Consider the following 17351-nt stretch of genomic DNA (forward strand, 5'->3'; position numbering starts at 1 on the left):
GGGTCCACAGCCCACTGCTTGCCTCCTGAGGGCTCAGGCGAACGGGGAAAGATCCCATGGCCGACAGCAGAACGCACCACCAGCCCCACCACCAGCACCACCGCCGCGCCGCTCGTGACGACAGGCTCTCGAAAGGCAGCGCCCGGCTGCTCCCCGCGGCCCCGCGGAGAGAGCTCTGCTCACCCGCTCGGACCTCGGTCGGGCACGCACTCGACGCATTGACGGAGTTCTCCCGCGTCCTGCTCGGCACTCCCGACGAAGGCGACATCCTGCGCCTCGCCATGGGTCACGTAGCCGCCACCGGACCGTACAGAGCTGTGGCCGGATACCTCGAAGTGGATGGCGAACTGGTCCCTGACCCGACGGGAGCGGCCCCTGCCCCGGGCCTGGGCCGGAGGCTGCGGGACCTGGCCGGCGACGACGGTCCCGTGCGCGTGTCCGGCGGATCCTGGGGGCGGGCCCTGGGACTGCGCGGTGTCGAGGGAATCCGTGGCTACCTCGTGGTGACGTCCCCTTCCCGGCCCACCGAGGCGGAGCGCTCCCTGCTCACCGCGCTTGTCGGACACACCACCGCCGCTCTTTCCCTCGCCTTCACGCAGCGCCGTCGACGCGAGGAAGCACGGGAGCTGCACCGGCTGCGGAAGGAACGCACGGCCCTGCAGCTGCAGCTGATCCGCGTCGTGGCCGAGCTGGGGTATCAGCGGGCCGCCCACGCTCTCATGGCCGACATCGCCGCTTCGGGCGGTGGCGAGAAGGCCGTCACCCGCGCACTGCACCGGATCACCGGACTCCCGGCGCTGGTCGAGGACCGCTTCGGCCGGCCGAGGTCATGGACCGGCCCCGGCCGCCCGGACCCCTATCCGGAACCGGACCCCGTACGTCAGGACGAACTGCTCAACGCCGTCGCCCGGGAGGCCGGACCGGTGCGGATCAAGAACCGGCTCATCACCCTGGTCCGCCCGCACGACGAGATCCTGGGCGTGCTGGCCCTGGTCGACCCCGACGGCGAGGCCGACGAGCACACCGTGCTCGCACTGAACGACGCGGCGACGTCGCTCGCCCTGGAACTGACGCACCTGCGCGATCTGGCCGAAGTGGAGCTGAGACTGCACCGCGAGCTGGTCGACGATCTGCTGGCCGGGACGGCCGAGGCAAGCACCTACGCCCGTTCCGAGGCGGCCGGGCACGACCTGCACCGCAGCCAGTACGTCGTCGCGGTGCGGTGGTCGGACCGGACCGCGGACGACTCCTTCGCCCGGACCGTCGGCCGAGCGGCCTCCGAGGTGGGTATGCGCGCGCTGCTGACCTGGCGTTCCGACCACGTCATCCTGATCACCGACGCCAGGCCGCACGCCCACGCGCTGTACGAGGCGCTCGCCCGCGAGACCGGCGCACCGTCCGGAACGATCGGGGTGAGCGCCCGGTGCGCCTCCCCGGACGCCATTCCCCGCGGCTACCGGGACGCACAGCGCGCCCTGACCGTGCGCGGTCGGTCCCGTGAGCGCTACGGCACCACGTTCTTCGACGAGCTCGGCCTCTATCGCATTCTGGGCCCCGGGAACGACCACCGAGAACTGAAGACGTTCGTCGACGAGTGGCTCGGACAGCTCATCGACTACGACGCCTGGCACAAGACGTCCATGGTGGAGACCCTGTCCCGGTACTTCGACTGCGGCGGCAACTACGACGAGACCGCGGCATCCCTGCGCATTCACCGCAGCACGCTGCGCTATCGGCCCAAGCGCATTCACGACATCAGCGGGAGAGACCTCGCGAACGCCGAGGAGCGGCTCAACCTGCAGGTGGCGACCCGGGTGTGGAAGATCGCGCCGGGTGGACCGCCGTGATGCCCCGCCACAACCGCCGCGCGACGAGAGCGGGGACGGCCCGGCGGCTCGTCGCGCGGCAGGTCGTGGCCGCCTACCCCTGCGTCTTGTGCAGGGTGGCCGAGGGCGTCACGCCGTAGCGTCGACGGTAGGCGCCGGCGAACCTGCCCCGGTGGGTGAAGCCCCAGCGGTGGGCGACATCGGTGACGGTCACCTGACCGGGTTCCTTGCGGCGCAGTTCCTCATGGACGCGGGCCAGCCGTATCCGGCGCAGGTAGTCCATGGGGGGCATACCGGCGTGCTGGCGGAACCCCTCCTGCAATTGCCGGATGCCCACTCCGGAGATCTCGGCAAGGGCCGACACGGTGAACGGATGCTCCGGGTGCGCCTCCATGGCGTCGATGGCGCGTTTGACCGGGGCGGGACGGCTGGGCGGGACCGGCCGCGCCAGGCGTTCCCGATAAGGGTGATCGGCCGCCAGCAACAGTCCTGTCACCACCGCCTCGTGCAGTCGGTCGGCCACCAGGTCGTGACGGACGAGCCCCTGGGAAGTCTGTGCGTCCTCCGCCACCATCCGGACCAGCCGGGCCCAGCTGCGCCCCGGGCCGCGGGAGATGTCCATGGCGGGTTCCAGCCGAAGGGGCAGCCGTACCGGGGCGTTGAGCAGTCGCTCCAGCTGAAGCTCCAGTTCGGGGCGTTCGATCTTGACGGCGAGAAGTCGGCAGTCACCGTCCCACCGGTCCAGCACCGTGGTGCGGCCGGGCTGGAAGACCGCAGCCTCGTCCACCGTGGCCAGGAGCGGATCGAGGCCTCCCTGGTGCCACACCATGGACCCGGTCAGCGGCACGTCGACGTGGTAGGCGGTCAGTTCACCGAAGCGCATGCGCAGATCCGCACCGAACTGCAGCGCACCGATCGTCACCCGGCGCAGCCTGCTCACCGCGAAGTGCCCGGACAGGACCGGTGACGGCTGGAGCAGATCGACCACATTGCTGTAGAAGTTCTGCCGGATGACCTGCCGGGCCTCGTCCAGGTCGGTGGTGCGCAGCCGGACCGGCCGGGCGAGTTCAGCCCGCAGAGCCGAAACCTGATGCATGTCCCCGTCGCTCCTCACCACGTACCACGGCTCGTCTGTCCCCTGCCCGACATCAGGGCACGGTACGGCTGCGGCGGAACCCCCGAAGCCACACGTTGCCACCGGGCGTCGGGTACGGGATCTGCGGCATCCACCGAAGTCTGCCGCCTCACCGGCGGAGTTCCGCACCGAACACATGCCTGAACGATCAGCCGACCGCGCTCAAGGGATCACCGCATGCGCCTACCGGCCCCTGCCCCGGGCGCCGATCACAGTTACCGGCGCTGCGGCCACCGCGAGTGATCACGCGCGACAGCAGACGGTCGCGGCAAAGGTTGAGACCCCCGTCGCCCAAGGCCTCGAAGTCGACGCTCCGACCATCAAAGGGGAACGTTTCCGCAGGCCAAGAACCTGCGCAGGTGGGGCGGGTGGGACTCGAACCCACGGCCGGCGGATTATGAGTCCGCTGCTCTAACCGGCTGAGCTACCGCCCCATTACGGCGCGTCGCGCACATGTGTGCGCGCCGTCTGCCGCAGCATAGCCGCTCATACGATCTCCTGCTTCGGATGGTCGGCTTCGCCTGCCCTCTAGGACCTCACCTGGGACGCAGCGGTTCCCGAGGGCATGAAAAAGGACCCCGATGGAGTCCATGGGGTCCTCGTCCGCACTGCTCTCCCGACTGGACTCGAACCAGTAACCTGCCGGTTAACAGCCGGCTGCTCTGCCAATTGAGCTACGGAAGACCGAAGCTCCCCCGACTGGACTCGAACCAGTAACCTGCCGGTTAACAGCCGGCTGCTCTGCCAATTGAGCTACAGGGGATTGCCTCGTTTGCATCGAACGTAGCTCCCTGGGTATTCGCCAGAGGGCGTGCGCTCGCTGCGACACATACATTAGCGCAAGCAGGGGGGTGCTCCGCCAATCGGTAACCCGCCCGCGACCGACGCCGCCGCAAAGGACCGACTCACAAGAGGAAGGGTGGCCCCATGCGCTACCGGCTCACGTTCGTCGTCGGAATGGCTCTGGGATACGTGCTCGGCACACGCGCCGGGCGCGAACGCTACGAGCAACTGAGGAAGACCGCCCGGCAGGTCTCGCAGAACCCGGCGGTGCGCAACACCGCCGAGTCGGCGGCCCAGCAGGGACGGCAGTTCGCCGGGAAGGCGTTCCACGTGGTGAGCGAGAAGGTCGGCGACCGGGTCCCCGACTCGGTCTCCGAGCGGGTCCGCTCCCTGCGCGAACGCAACGCGAACGGCACCCGCCCCGAGGACGACTGGGGTACGAGCAACACCTAGCCCCACTCCCCACGCACCCGTGGGCACCGGGCCGGGGGCACCCCGACGACGCCCACGGCCCGAGTCGGTGCCGCGATGCGGCAGAATTTCCGCCATGGGGATAGTCGCCGGGTTGGACAGTTCGCCCGATTTCACACGCATCGTCGTCTGCGACGCGGACAGCGGGGCCGTACTCCGGCAGGGGTATGCCCCGCATCCGTTGGACGGCCCGGCGGAGGGCTCCCGGCCCTCGGACGTCGACCCGCAGGCCTGGCTGCTCTCCCTGGGCGAGGCCGCGGGCGGCGGGCTCCTGGAGGGCGTCCAGGCCATCGGCGTGTCCGCACAGCAGAACGGCCTCGTCCCCGTCGACAGCCAGGGCAACACCATCCGCCCGGCGATGGTCGGCGGGGACAAGCGTGCCCAGGTCGCCGCCGCCGATCTCGTCGACGCGCTCGGCGGGCGGGAGGCCTGGGCGCAGGCCGTGGGGTCGGTGCCGCAGGCCGCCCAGCCGGTGACGAAGCTGCGCTGGCTCGCGCGGACCGAGCCCGAGGCGGCGGCGCGCACCGCGATGCTGCTCCAGGCGCACGACTGGCTGGTGTGGCAGCTGCTCGGCAGGCCCGCCCGCCGCACCACCGACCGGGGCGGCGCCTCCAGCACCGGGTACTGGTCGGCGGCGACCGGCGCGTACCGGCCGGATCTGGTGGAACTGGCGCTCGGCCACCAGGCGTTGCTGCCCGATGTGCTCGGGCCGTGGGAGGCCGCGGGGACGACCCCCGAGGGGCTGCTGATCTCGGCGGGCACGGGCGAGACGATGGCGGCGGCCTTCGGTCTGGGCATCGGTCTCGGGGACGCGGTGGTGTCGCTCGGCGCCTCCGGTTCCGTGATGGCCGTCCACCACGAGGCGCTGGTCGACTCCTCCGGAATGATCACCTCGCTCGCGGACGCGACCGGCATGCACCTGCCGGTCGTCACCACCCTCAATGCCGTACGGGCCCTGCGCGGGGCCGCCGAACTGCTGGGCGTACCCGACCTGGAGGCCCTGTCGGATCTGGCGATGAAGTCGACGCCCGGTTCCCACGGGCTCGTCATGCTGCCGTATCTGGAGGGTGAGCGGACGCCGAACCTGCCGCACACGGCGGGCACGCTGGCCGGGCTGCGGCGCGAGTCGATGAAGCCCGAGCATCTGGCGCGGGCCGCCTTCGAGGGCATGCTGTGCGGGCTCGCCGACGCCCTGGACGTGCTGCGCAAGCGGGGCGTCGAGGTACGGCGGATCTTCCTGCTGGGCCAGGCCGCGGAGCTGAACGCCGTACAGGCGTGCGCGCCCGCGCTGCTCGGTACGCAGATCGTGGTGCCGCAGCCCGCGGACTACGCGGCGATCGGCGCGGCCCGGCAGGCCGCCTGGGCGCTCGGTGTCCAGCAGGGCACGATCCAGCCGGGTCTGCCGCCGGTCTGGCAGGGCGCGGCGGCGCAGGTCCTGGAGCCGGGCGAGGAGCTGGCGGTGGGACAGGCGGTGCGGCAGCAGTACGTGTCGGTGCGCAACCAGACCCACCCGGGCGCCTTCCGGTCCTGAGAGCCTCTGGGGCCATCGGGGACCCGGTGGCGCGGGGCGTCTCGGGCGGCCTACGACTTCGGACCGATCCCCTCTCCGTTCTTGGCCCTCTCTTGGGTTAATCAGTTGAGGTAACACGGGGGGAGTGTTCGACGATGGGGGCCAAGGGCAACCAACCGCCCCGCCGCCGACCCCGAGAGACCCAGCGTGCTCATAAGACTTCTGCGTACCTATCTCACCCCGTACAAGAAACCCATCGGCCTGCTCGTCCTGCTCCAGTTCCTGCAGACCTGCGCCACGCTTTTCCTGCCCACCCTGAACGCCGACATCATCGACAACGGTGTCGTGAAGGGCGACACGGGTTACATCCTTTCCTTCGGCGCCCTGATGATCGGCATCTCGCTGGCCCAGGTCGTCTGCAACATCGGCGCCGTCTACTACGGCGCCCGTACGGCCTCCGCGGTCGGCCGGGACCTGCGGGCGGCCGTCTTCGACCGGGTGCAGTCGTTCTCCGCGCGTGAGCTGGGCCATTTCGGGGCGCCCTCCCTGATCACCCGTACGACGAACGACGTCCAGCAGGTGCAGATGCTGGCCCTGATGACGTTCACGCTGCTGGTGTCGGCGCCGATCATGTGTGTGGGCGGCATCGTGCTGGCGCTCGGCCTGGACGTCCCGCTGTCCGGGGTGCTCCTCGCCGTCGTGCCGGTGCTCGGCATCTCGGTCAGCCTCATCGTGCGCCGGCTGCGACCGCTGTTCCGCACGATGCAGGTGCGCCTGGACACCGTGAACCGCGTGCTGCGCGAGCAGATCACCGGCAACCGCGTCATCCGTGCCTTCGTGCGCGACGCGTACGAGGAGGAGCGGTTCCGCAAGGCGAACACCGACCTCACCGAGGTGTCGCTGGGCACCGGGCGGATGCTGGCGCTGATGTTCCCCATCGTCATGACCGTGGTGAACGTCTCGTCGATCGCGGTGGTGTGGTTCGGCGCCCACCGCATCGACAGCGGCGGGATGCAGATCGGCGCGCTGACCGCGTTCCTCGCCTATCTCATGCAGATCGTGATGTCCGTGATGATGGCCACCTTCATGTTCATGATGGTGCCGCGTGCGGAGGTGTGCGCCGAGCGCATCCAGGAGGTCCTGGAGACCTCCAGCAGTGTGGTCCCGCCGAAGGCTCCGGTCCTTGAGCTGCGGCGGCACGGTCATCTGGAACTGCGCGGCGCCGGGTTCCGCTACCCGGGCGCCGAGGAGCCGGTCCTGAAGGCCGTCGACCTGGTGGCGCTGCCCGGGGAGACGACCGCGGTGATCGGTTCGACCGGCAGCGGCAAGTCGACACTCCTCGGGCTCGTCCCCCGGCTGTTCGACGCCACGGACGGACAGGTGCTGGTCGACGGCGTCGACGTCCGCACGGTCGGGCCGCGGCTGCTGGCGCGCACGGTGAGCCTCGTACCGCAGAAGCCGTATCTGTTCGCGGGGACGGTGGCGACCAACCTGCGGTACGGGAATCCGGACGCCACGGACGAGGAGCTGTGGCACGCGCTGGAGGTGGCGCAGGCCAAGGGGTTCGTGGAAGGGCTTGAGAACGGGCTCGACGCCACGATCGCGCAGGGCGGCACGAACGTGTCCGGCGGTCAGCGGCAGCGGCTCGCCATCGCCCGGACCCTCGTACAGCGTCCCGAGATCTATCTCTTCGACGACTCGTTCTCGGCGCTCGACTACGCGACGGACGCGGCGCTGCGTGCGGCGCTCGCGCGGGAGACCGCCGAGGCGACCGTCGTGATCGTCGCCCAGCGGGTGTCGACCATCCGCGACGCCGACCGGATCGTGGTCCTCGACGAGGGCCGGGTCGTCGGGACCGGCCGCCACCACGAGCTGATGGCGGACAACGAGACCTACCGGGAGATCGTGCTCTCGCAGCTGACGGAAGCGGAGGCAGCCTGATGGCCGGGCCCATGGGGCGCATGCTGGCCGGGTCGGGACCCGACCAGCACTCGATGGATTTCAAGGGGTCGGGCAAACGGCTGCTGTCGCAGTTCAAACCGCAGCGCACCACGCTGTACGTGATGCTCACCGCCGTGGTCTGCAGTGTGGGCCTGTCGGTCCTCGGGCCGAAGATCCTGGGGCGGGCCACCGACCTGGTCTTCGCGGGGGTCGTCGGACGGGAGCTGCCCGCCGGGCAGTCGAAGGCCGAGGTGCTCGCGGCGATGCGGGAGCGCGGCGACGGCGGGATGGCCGACATGCTCTCGGGCACGGACTTCACCCCGGGCCAGGGCATCGACTTCGAGGCGGTCGGGGAGGTCCTGGGGATCGCGCTGGTGGCGTTCCTGCTGGCCGGTCTGCTGATGGCGGTCGCGACGCGGCTGGTGAACCGGGCCGTCAACCTGACGATGTACAAGATGCGCGAGGACGTGCAGACCAAGCTGTCGCGGCTGCCGCTCTCCTACTTCGACAAGCGTCAGCGCGGTGAGGTGCTCAGCCGCGCCACGAACGACATCGACAACATCGGGCAGACCCTTCAGCAGTCGATGGGCCAGCTCGTCAACTCGCTGCTGACCATCGTCGGCGTGCTGATCATGATGTTCTACGTGTCGTGGCTGCTCGCGCTCGTCGCGCTCGTCACCGTGCCCCTGTCGTTCGTCGTGGCGACCCGGGTGGGCAAGCGGTCGCAGCCGCACTTCGTGCAGCAGTGGCGCACCACCGGCAAGCTCAACGCGCACATCGAGGAGATGTACACCGGGCACAACCTGGTGAAGGTCTTCGGACGGCAGGACGAGTCGGCGGCGCAGTTCGCCGAGGAGAACGACAAGCTGTACGAGGCCGGGTTCCGGGCGCAGTTCAACAGCGGGGTCATGCAGCCGCTGATGATGTTCGTGTCGAACCTCAACTACGTGCTGGTGGCGGTGGTGGGCGGGCTGCGCGTCGCGTCCGGCTCGCTCTCGATCGGTGACGTACAGGCCTTCATCCAGTACTCCCGGCAGTTCTCCATGCCGCTCACGCAGGTCGCCTCCATGGCGAACCTCGTGCAGTCCGGGGTCGCCTCGGCGGAGCGGATCTTCGAGCTGCTCGACGCCGAGGAGCAGGAGGCCGACCCGGTGACGGGGGCGCGTCCGAAGGAGCTGCGGGGGCGGGTCGCCCTTGAGGGGGTCTCCTTCCGGTACGACCCGGAGAAGCCGCTCATCGAGGACCTGTCGCTGTCGGTGGAGCCGGGCCACACGGTCGCGATCGTGGGCCCGACGGGCGCCGGCAAGACGACGCTCGTGAACCTGCTGATGCGCTTCTACGAGACCACCGGCGGCCGGATCACCCTCGACGGGGTCGACATCGCCACGATGTCCCGCGACGAACTGCGGGCCGGCATCGGCATGGTGCTGCAGGACACCTGGCTGTTCGGGGGCACGATCGCGGAGAACATCGCGTACGGGGCCTCGTCCGAGGTGACTCGCGGGGAGATCGAGGAGGCGGCTCGGGCGGCCCACGCGGACCGGTTCGTGCGGACGCTGCCCGACGGGTACGACACCGTCATCGACGACGAGGGGTCCGGGGTGAGCGCGGGTGAGAAGCAGCTCATCACGATCGCCCGGGCGTTCCTGTCCGATCCGGTGATCCTCGTTCTCGACGAGGCGACGAGTTCCGTGGACACGCGGACCGAGGTGCTCATCCAGAAGGCGATGGCGAAGCTCGCGCACGGTCGTACGTCGTTCGTCATCGCGCACCGTCTGTCGACGATTCGCGACGCCGACACGATTCTCGTCATGGAGGACGGGGCGATCGTGGAACAGGGCGCGCACGCGGATCTGCTGGCGGCGGGGGGCGCGTACGCACGCCTGTACAAGGCCCAGTTCGCCCAGGCGGCGGTAGAGGTGGACTGACCCCTTCCCGTCACGTACGCGGGGCTCCGCCCCGAACCGTTGCGCAGTTCCCCGCGCCCTGGGTACCCAGGGGCGCGGGGAACTGCGCGAGCGCGCAGCGCGACAGGGGGCGAGGGGCGCAGCCCCGGCACGTGGTCGGGAACGGGAAGGGGCGGCGGGGGCGAGGAGAAGCCCTAGGGTCTGTCTGACAATTCCCGTCTGCCGCGCGACGCCATGCACGCACTCGCCGCACCGGGCGCAGAGCCGAGTACGTCCAGTACGAGGCTCTACGCCCGGCACACCGAGAGCACGCACCTGACGCCGCGCAGCCGCCCTACGGGCGACGACGGGAATTGTCAGACAGACCCTAGTCCAAGTAGCCCCTCAGCTGGTCCGCGAACGCGTGGTCGCGGAGTTTGTTGAGGGTCTTGGACTCGATCTGGCGGATCCGCTCGCGGGTGACGCCGAAGATCCGCCCGATCTCCTCCAGCGTTCGGGGACGGCCGTCCGCCAGCCCGTACCGGAGTTGGACGACCTTCCGCTCACGCTCACCGAGCGTCGAGAGAACCGCCTCCAGATGCTCCCGCAGCAGCAGGAACGCGGCCGACTCCACGGGACTCGTCGCGTCCCCGTCCTCGATGAGGTCACCGAGGGCGACATCGTCCTCCTCCCCCACCGGCGCGTGGAGGGACACCGGCTCCTGCGCCAGCCGCAGCACCTCGCTGACCCGCTCACTGGACAGGTCGAGATGCGCGCCGACCTCGTCGGGCGTCGGCTCGTACCCCCGCTCCTGGAGCATCCGCCGCTGAACCCGCACGACCCGGTTGATGAGCTCGACCACGTGCACGGGGACCCGTATCGTGCGGGCCTGGTCGGCGAGCGCCCGGGACATGGCCTGGCGGATCCACCAGGTCGCGTACGTCGAGAACTTGTATCCGCGGGCGTAGTCGAACTTCTCGACCGCCCTGATCAGCCCCAGGTTGCCTTCCTGGACCAGGTCGAGCATGGTCAGCCCGCGCCCCACGTACCGCTTGGCGACGGAGACGACGAGGCGCAGGTTGGCCTCGATCAGGCGGCGTTTGGCCATCCGGCCCATGACCACCAGTTTGTCGAGGTCCAGGGCGAGTTGACTGTCGAGGTCGGAGGCCAGCCGGAGTTTCTCCTCGGCGAAGAGGCCCGCTTCGACCCGGCGGGCCAGTTCGACCTCCTCCACCGCCGTGAGCAGCGGTATCCGGCCGATCTCCCGCAGGTACTGGCGGAACAGGTCGGAGGAGGGCGCGCCGGTGTCCGCACGTCCGCGCGGCGCTTCCACCGGCTCCGGCGTCTCGGCCTCGCTCTCCACCAGGACGGCGGCGGGCGGCTCCGGCGTACTCTCCGGTTCCGGTGCGCTCTCGGGGTGCCGGGCGGCACGCTTCTGCGGTGGTACGGCCGCGAGGACATCGGCGTCGGTGTCCTTGTGCGCGGGCGGCGCGGGTGGCGCGGGGGTCGTGCTGTTGCCGGTCAGGGTCTGGGTCTGCACGGGGGCGACCTCCAGGAATGTCGCTGCTGGGGCGTGCGGCAGCGGTACGTCGGGGATGGGGTCGACGGCCTTGCCGCTGTCCATCCCGAAGTCATTGAGCGGAACCGCGGGGACTTCGGACCCGTCGCGTTCGGGTCGGCCGCGCTCCGAGGACTCAGGCACCGGAACCCAGTGTGGAGTACGACACATCCTCGCCACGAGGGGCGTGCGGTGACTTTTTGAGTCCTGTCCGTGACTGCCTGGTTACCCTCGCGGAAGGTATGTGTGCTTCTGTGCACCCTGATCTGGGACGTTCCCCGAGGTGTCCGGTTCCCGATCCGGTTCGTGGTCCGGTTTCCGGCCCGGGGCCCGCCGCGTCGGCCCGCTCAGAGCGCGGCCGGGCCCTTTTCGCGCAGCGCCTGGTCGTACTGCTGGAGCACCCACAGCTCGTTCTGCACGGCGGCCAGCTGCACCGGGTCGCCCTGCGCGCTGGCGCGCGCGAGTGCGCCCTGGACGTCGCGGACCCGGCGCTCGACGGCGCGCCTGCGGACGGTCACCAACTGCTCGCCGGCGTAGGCCTCGTCGACGGTCTTGCGCATGATGGCCTCGACGGCGAGCTCCGTGACCATGGCGCGAACCACGTCGTCCCGGGCGGCCTCGCGGACCTGCACGAGGTACTCCTGCGGGTCCTGGACGCCGTACTCCGCGCCGCCCGCCTCCATGATCGTCTCGCGGACGGCCGCGTACGGCGGGGCGGTGAACTCGTCCACCCCGTACGCGTCGAAGGCCGGGGAGACCAGGTCGGGGCGCTGCAGGGCGAGCTTGAGGAGTTCGCGTTCGGTGGCGTAGACCGGGTTGCGCAGGGTCAGGGCCGGGCCCGAGGGGGGCCTGGGTCCGCTGTTCTCGTACTGCTGCGGTCCGCGGCCGTTGCCCGTGCCCCCGCTCGTCGGCGCGGGGCCCTTGCCGCCGCGGTCGCGGGCCCAGCGGGCCATCTGGGCGACCCGCTTGACGACGAACTGGGTGTCGAGGATGCCGAGCATGCCGGCGAGCTGGACGGCGACCTCGTGCTGGGCGCCGCTGTTCTTGATGCGGGCCACGACGGGCGCGGACTCGTCGAGCGCGGCAGCACGGCCGGCCGGGGTCTCCAGGTCGTAGCGGGCGATGATCTGGCGCAGCGCGAACTCGAAGAGCGGGGTGCGCGGTTCGACGAGGTCGGCGACGGCCGCGTCACCCTTGGCGAGGCGCAGGTCGCAGGGGTCCATGCCGTCCGGGGCGATCGCGATGTAGGTCTCGGCGGCGAACTTCTGGTCGTCCTCGAAGGCGCGCAGGGCGGCCTTCTGGCCGGCCGCGTCCCCGTCGAAGGTGAAGATCACCCGTGCCGAGCCGTTGTCCATCAGGAGCCGGCGCAGGATCTTGATGTGGTCGTTGCCGAAGGCCGTGCCGCAGGTCGCGATGGCGGTGGTGATGCCGGCCAGGTGGCAGGCCATGACGTCGGTGTAGCCCTCGACGACGACGGCCCGGCTGCTCTTGGCGATGTCCTTCTTGGCGAGGTCGATGCCGTACAGGACCTGGGACTTGCGGTAGATCGGCGTGTCGGGCGTGTTCAGGTACTTCGGGCCGTTGTCCGATTCGTAGAGCTTGCGGGCGCCGAAGCCGACGACCTCGCCGCCGATGTCGCGGATCGGCCACATCAGCCGGCCGCGGAAGCGGTCGATGGGGCCGCGGCGGCCCTCCTGGGCGAGACCGGAGAGCAGCAGTTCCTTGTCGGTGAAGCCCTTGCCGCGCAGGAAGCGGGTGAGGTGGTCCCAGCCCTGGGGGCTGTAGCCGACGCCGAAGTGCGCGGCGGCCGACTGGTCGAAGCCGCGCTCGGCGAGGAACGTGCGGCCGGTGTCGGCCTCCGGGCTGGTGTCGAGCTGTTCGATGTAGAACTTGGCAGCGGCCTGGTGGGCCTCGACCAGGCGGATGCGCTCGCCGCGCTGGTGGGAGGGGTTGTACCCGCCCTCTTCGTAACGAAGGGTGATGCCCGCCTGGCCCGCGAGGCGCTCGACCGCCTCCGAGAAGGTGAGGTGGTCGACCTTCATCACGAAGGTGATGGTGTCGCCGCCCTCCTGGCAGCCGAAGCAGTGGAAGAGCCCCTTGCTCGGGCTGACCTGGAAGGAGGGCGACTTCTCGTCGTGGAACGGGCACAGTCCCTTGAGGTTTCCGCCGCCCGCGTTGCGCAGTTGGAGGTATTCGGACACCACGGCGTCGATCGGGACCCCGTCCCGAACCGCCTTCACGTCCTCGTCGTTGATCCTGCCTGCCACGCGCCGAGTCTACGGGGACGGTGTGACAGTGGAGTCCCCCCGAGTCCCTCGCCGGTCACGGGACCAGGCTGTCCAGCGGAACGTGGGGGTCGGCGAGCGCCTCGGAGTCCACCCGGATCCCCGTGCGGATCAGCTGCTGGATGGGTTCTGTGACGTCCCACACATTGACGTTCATCCCGGCCAGCACGCGCCCCTCCTTCACCCAGAAGGCGATGAACTCGCGCTTGCTCACGTCTCCCCGGATCACCACCTGGTCGTACGTGCCCGGCGGCGCCCAGCCCGAGTACTCAAGCCCTACGTCGTACTGGTCGGAGAAGAAGTAGGGCACCCTGTCGTACGTCGTCGTGCGGCCGAGCATCGCCCGGGCCGCCGCCGGGCCGCCGTTCAGCGCGTTCGCCCAGTGCTCGACGCGCAGCCGGGTGCCGAACAGCGGGTGGGGGAAGGCGGCCACGTCACCGGCCGCGTGGATGTCCGGGTCGGAGGTGCGCAGCTGCTCGTCGACCGCGATGCCGCCGCCGTGCGCCCGGTCGGCCAGCTCCAGACCCGCCGCCTCGGCGAGGCCGGTGCGCGGGGCCGCGCCGATCGCGGCCAGGACGTCGTGCGCGGGGTGTTCCTCGCCGTCGTCGGTGCGGGCGGCCAGGACCATGCCGTCGTGGCCGACGATCTCGGTGAGGCGGGCGCCGAAGTGGAAGCGGACGCCGTGCCCGCGGTGCAGTTCGGCGAAGATCTCGCCCAGCTCGGGGCCGAGCACGCCGTGCAGGGCGGTCTCCTCGGGCTCGACGACGGTGACCTCGGCCCCGTACTCACGGGCCGCCGCGGCGATCTCCAGGCCGATCCAGCCGGCGCCCGCGATGACCAGGTGGCCGTTGTCGCGGCCGAGGGCGGCCAGGACCTGCCTGAGGCGCTCGGAGTGGGCGAGGCGCCGCAGGTGGTGGACGCCGACGAGGTCCGTGCCGGGGATGTCGAGACGGCGCGGCTCGGCGCCGGTCACGAGCAGCAGTTTGTCGTAGTGGACGAGCGTGCCGTCGTCGCCGAAGCGGACGGTCTTCGCGGTCCGGTCGATCGCGTCGACGGTCTGGCCGAGGTGCAGTTCGACGTCGTTCTGCGCGTACCAGGCGGGTTCGTGGACGAAGACGCTGTCGCGCTCCTCCTTGCCGAGCAGGTATCCCTTGGACAGCGGCGGCCGTTCGTACGGGTGGTCCCGTTCGTCACAGATCAGTATCACCCGGCCGTTGAAGCCCTCCGCCCGGAGGGTTTCGGCCGCCTTGGCGCCGGCCAGGCCTCCTCCGACGATGACGAATGTCTGATCTGCGTCGACCACTTGATGCCTCCTCGTTACGGTGTCGCCACCTGCGAGCGTCCCGCACGCAGCGTGATGGGGGAAGAGGGAGCGGCCCCTTCAGGCCACGCAGGGTCACGCACGCCCCCTCCGGTGGTCACACCTGCACCCTGAGCCTCGCATGCAGCGACCGTGCGGCGGCGTCCGTGAGCGAGGCGATCTGGTCGACGATCACCCGCTTGCGGGCCCGGTCGTCGGACGCCTCGTCGAACAGGGCTCGAAACTGCGGGTCGAGGCCTTCCGGCGCCCGCGCGGTGAGCGCCTCGGCCAGCTCGGCGACGACGATGCGCTGGTCGGCGCGGAGCAGCTCCTGCTCGGCGCGCTGCATCACGTACCGGTCGGCGACGGCCTTGAGGACCGCGCACTCCAGGCGCGCGGCGCGCGGGACGACCAGCTCGGCGGCGTACCGCGTGAGCCGGCCCGTGCCGTGTCTCGCGCGCGTGGCGCTCTCGGCGGCGAGACAGAACCGGCCGATGAGCTGGCTGGTGGCGTCCTTCAGCCGGGCCTGGGCGACGGCCGAGCCGTCGTAGCCCTTGGGCCACCACCGCTGGCCGAGGATCCGGTCGAGGGCCTCGGCCAGCTCGGCGGGGTCGGTGTCCGCCTCCACGTACCGCCCGACGGCGACCCGGAAGATCTCCTGCCGCTCGGGCTCCGCGTACAGGCACTCCGGGTCGATGTGCCCCGCGTGCAGGCCGTCCTCCACGTCGTGCACCGAATACGCCACGTCGTCGGCCCAGTCCATGACCTGGGCCTCGAAGGTGCTGCGGGTGCCGGGGGCGCCCTCGCGGATCCAGTCGAAGACGGGGCGGTCGTCCTCGTAGACCCCGAACTTCGGGGAGCCCGGGTCGGTGGGGTGGGCGCCGCGCGGCCAGGGGTACTTGGTGGCGGCGTCGAGGGTGGCGCGGGTGAGGTTGAGTCCGACGCTGACCAGTTCGTCGCCGTCCGCGAGGGCCGCCGACGGGACGGCCGCGCGGCGCACGAAGCGCTTGGGCTCGATCCGGGTGAGGAGTCTGAGCGACTGGGCGTTGCCCTCGAAGCCGCCGCAGTCCTCGGCGAATTCGTTCAGCGCCTGTTCGCCGTTGTGCCCGAACGGGGGGTGCCCCAGGTCGTGGGAGAGGCAGGCCGCCTCCACGAGGTCGGGGTCGCAGCCGAGGGCGGCGCCCAGCTCACGGCCGACCTGGGCGCACTCCAGGGAATGGGTCAGACGGGTACGGGGGCTCGCGTCCCAGACCTGACTCCGGGTGCCGGGGGTGACCACCTGGGTCTTGCCCGCGAGGCGGCGGAGGGCGGAGCTGTGCAGGACACGGGCCCGGTCGCGCTGGAAGGCGGTGCGGCCGGGGCGTTTGTCCGGCTCGGTGACCCAGCGGGCCACTGCCGTGGGGTCGTAGGCCGCGGGGGTGGTGCGGTGCTCGTGTGCCTTTGGGGGGCGGGTGGGGTTGGTGCTCGTGCCTTCCATGCCTTGACAGTAAGCGGAGGAGCTGACAATCGGGGTGCGGGGTGGTTGGTCGTGCCCTGCTGCGAAGCGGCAACCGGACACGGCTTGCGCCGCCGGGGGTTGAAGGATTGCGCCGTTCCCCGCGCCCCTGGAGGCGAAGGGCTGCGCCGCGCGCCGCCGAAGGGCGAAAAGATTGCGCCGTTCCCCGCGCCCCTAAAAGCAAAAGACTGCGCCGTTCCCCGCGCCCCTGGGGGCGAAGGGCTGCGTCGTTTGCTGCGGTCCTGGAGGCGAAAGGCTGCGTCGTTTGCTGCGGTCCTGGAGGTGCTACGCGGTTGCGGGCAGGGTGTGTTGGGTGGTCTGGTCGTAGCGGTGCAGGGTCAGGTGGGCCATCGCGGGGTGGGCGCCCAAGGGGGACGCGGCGATGCCTGGGGCCGCCGCCGCGCACTCCGTGGCGAAGCGGCCGGGGGCCGTGAAGTAGGAGGCCATCGCGATACGGGGGCGGCCTCGGGCGGTGAGCGCGCGTACGGCGTCCGCGACCGTGGGCCCGGCGGCGGAGGCGTACGCGGGGACGACGGGCACCCCGAGGCGGTTCGCGAGCAGCCGGGCGGTGTGGCGGGTGTCGACGGCCGCGTCGGGGTCGCGCGAGCCGGCCGCGGCGAGCACGACCGCACTCGTCCGGCGCCCGGCGGCGTCCGGCCTGCGCCAGCCGGCCTCGACAAGACGCTCGTACAGCGTCTCCACGAGCAGCGGGTGCGGGCCCAGCGGTCCGGCGATCCGGGTGCGCGCCGACGACGCGGCGGCGGCCTCGGGGATGTCCCGCTTGACGTGGTGGCCGCGGCTCAGCAGCAGCGGTACGAGGACCGCCTCACCGGTGCCGAGGGCGGCGAGGGTGTCGGGCAGCAGGGGTTCGTTCAGCTCGATGTGCCCGAGGTGCACGGGCAGACCGGGGCGCAGCTCGCGGATCCGCTCCATGAAGGTCCGTACGGTGCTCAGTGCGCGCGGGTCGCGGCTGCCGTGGCCCACCAGGACGAGCGCGGGCGGGGCGGCACGCCGGGTGCCGGGCCGACCGCTTCTGTTCCGGTTCCTTAGGTGCGCCGTCATGCACCAAGGGTGCGGGAACGAGGTTGCCGCTCCGTTGCGCCGTGGTCACGGTGGTTTTCGGGAGCTTCACGGTGGGGTGCGCGGCCGTGTGAGCTGCCG

Annotated in this window: 11 protein-coding genes and 3 tRNA genes; 5 read left to right on the forward strand and 9 right to left on the reverse strand. The window is 70.8% G+C overall.

The features are described 5' to 3' along the window. Positions 1 to 56 precede the first annotated feature (56 nt). Positions 57 to 1847: a PucR family transcriptional regulator gene (locus tag K3769_RS11795; protein WP_267026391.1), complete on the forward strand. Its 1791-nt coding sequence runs from the start codon at positions 57 to 59 to the stop codon at positions 1845 to 1847. A gap of 73 nt (positions 1848 to 1920) precedes the next feature. Here the strand turns inward: K3769_RS11795 and K3769_RS11800 are convergent, their stop codons facing one another. The 4 genes from K3769_RS11800 to K3769_RS11815 form a co-directional block, all read right to left on the reverse strand. Continuing rightward, positions 1921 to 2922, reverse strand: a complete 1002-nt coding sequence (locus tag K3769_RS11800) for an AraC family transcriptional regulator (protein ID WP_267026392.1) — start codon at positions 2920 to 2922, stop codon at positions 1921 to 1923. Positions 2923 to 3321: 399 nt separating this feature from the next. Next, positions 3322 to 3395, reverse strand: a tRNA-Ile gene (locus K3769_RS11805). Between the two features lie 177 nt (positions 3396 to 3572). Continuing rightward, positions 3573 to 3645: transfer RNA gene (locus K3769_RS11810), tRNA-Asn, on the reverse strand. Between the two features lie 6 nt (positions 3646 to 3651). Then, positions 3652 to 3724: transfer RNA gene (locus K3769_RS11815), tRNA-Asn, on the reverse strand. Positions 3725 to 3888: 164 nt separating this feature from the next. Here K3769_RS11815 and K3769_RS11820 point away from each other — a divergent pair. From K3769_RS11820 to K3769_RS11835, 4 genes are all read left to right on the forward strand, one after another. Next, positions 3889 to 4197 (forward strand): YtxH domain-containing protein, encoded by a 309-nt coding sequence (locus K3769_RS11820; RefSeq protein WP_267026393.1) that lies wholly within the window; start codon positions 3889 to 3891, stop codon positions 4195 to 4197. A 94-nt stretch (positions 4198 to 4291) separates the two neighbouring features. Continuing rightward, the gene (locus K3769_RS11825; protein WP_267026394.1) at positions 4292 to 5746 is read left to right on the forward strand and encodes an FGGY family carbohydrate kinase; all 1455 of its coding nucleotides are present in this window, start codon (positions 4292 to 4294) and stop codon (positions 5744 to 5746) included. Positions 5747 to 5932: 186 nt separating this feature from the next. After that, a complete protein-coding gene (locus K3769_RS11830) occupies positions 5933 to 7666 on the forward strand; it encodes an ABC transporter ATP-binding protein (protein ID WP_267026395.1) in 1734 nt (577 codons plus the stop codon). Then, positions 7666 to 9594, forward strand: coding sequence for an ABC transporter ATP-binding protein (locus K3769_RS11835; RefSeq protein ID WP_267026396.1), 1929 nt, complete (start codon positions 7666 to 7668; stop codon positions 9592 to 9594). Before K3769_RS11830 ends, K3769_RS11835 begins: the two co-directional genes overlap by 1 nt. Before the next feature lie 346 nt (positions 9595 to 9940). On the opposite strand, the gene K3769_RS11840 is transcribed toward K3769_RS11835, so the two are convergent. From K3769_RS11840 to K3769_RS11860, 5 genes are all read right to left on the reverse strand, one after another. Then, the gene (locus tag K3769_RS11840) at positions 9941 to 11254 is read right to left on the reverse strand and encodes an RNA polymerase sigma factor (RefSeq protein ID WP_267026397.1); all 1314 of its coding nucleotides are present in this window, start codon (positions 11252 to 11254) and stop codon (positions 9941 to 9943) included. Positions 11255 to 11457: 203 nt separating this feature from the next. Next, the gene (dnaG, locus tag K3769_RS11845; RefSeq protein ID WP_267026398.1) at positions 11458 to 13377 is read right to left on the reverse strand and encodes a DNA primase; all 1920 of its coding nucleotides are present in this window, start codon (positions 13375 to 13377) and stop codon (positions 11458 to 11460) included. Positions 13378 to 13432: 55 nt separating this feature from the next. After that, positions 13433 to 14698 (reverse strand): NAD(P)/FAD-dependent oxidoreductase, encoded by a 1266-nt coding sequence (locus K3769_RS11850; protein ID WP_267026399.1) that lies wholly within the window; start codon positions 14696 to 14698, stop codon positions 13433 to 13435. A 115-nt stretch (positions 14699 to 14813) separates the two neighbouring features. Then, positions 14814 to 16172 (reverse strand): deoxyguanosinetriphosphate triphosphohydrolase, encoded by a 1359-nt coding sequence (locus K3769_RS11855; RefSeq protein WP_267026400.1) that lies wholly within the window; start codon positions 16170 to 16172, stop codon positions 14814 to 14816. A 303-nt stretch (positions 16173 to 16475) separates the two neighbouring features. Beyond that, positions 16476 to 17252: a sirohydrochlorin chelatase gene (locus K3769_RS11860; RefSeq protein WP_267026401.1), complete on the reverse strand. Its 777-nt coding sequence runs from the start codon at positions 17250 to 17252 to the stop codon at positions 16476 to 16478. Between the last annotated feature and the right edge of the window lie 99 nt (positions 17253 to 17351).

Source organism: Streptomyces ortus (assembly GCF_026341275.1).
GTDB classification, from domain to species: domain Bacteria; phylum Actinomycetota; class Actinomycetes; order Streptomycetales; family Streptomycetaceae; genus Streptomyces; species Streptomyces ortus.

Bases quoted from the DNA above. Each gene is read 5' to 3' on its own strand.
- K3769_RS11795 (WP_267026391.1), top strand. From the start codon at position 57: ATGGCCGACAGCAGAACGCACCACCAGCCCCACCACCAGCACCACCGC.
- K3769_RS11800 (WP_267026392.1), bottom strand. From the start codon at position 2,922: ATGCATCAGGTTTCGGCTCTGCGGGCTGAACTCGCCCGGCCGGTCCGG.
- K3769_RS11820 (WP_267026393.1), top strand. From the start codon at position 3,889: ATGCGCTACCGGCTCACGTTCGTCGTCGGAATGGCTCTGGGATACGTG.
- K3769_RS11825 (WP_267026394.1), top strand. From the start codon at position 4,292: ATGGGGATAGTCGCCGGGTTGGACAGTTCGCCCGATTTCACACGCATC.
- K3769_RS11835 (WP_267026396.1), top strand. From the start codon at position 7,666: ATGGCCGGGCCCATGGGGCGCATGCTGGCCGGGTCGGGACCCGACCAG.
- K3769_RS11855 (WP_267026400.1), bottom strand. From the start codon at position 16,172: ATGGAAGGCACGAGCACCAACCCCACCCGCCCCCCAAAGGCACACGAG.
- K3769_RS11860 (WP_267026401.1), bottom strand. From the start codon at position 17,252: ATGACGGCGCACCTAAGGAACCGGAACAGAAGCGGTCGGCCCGGCACC.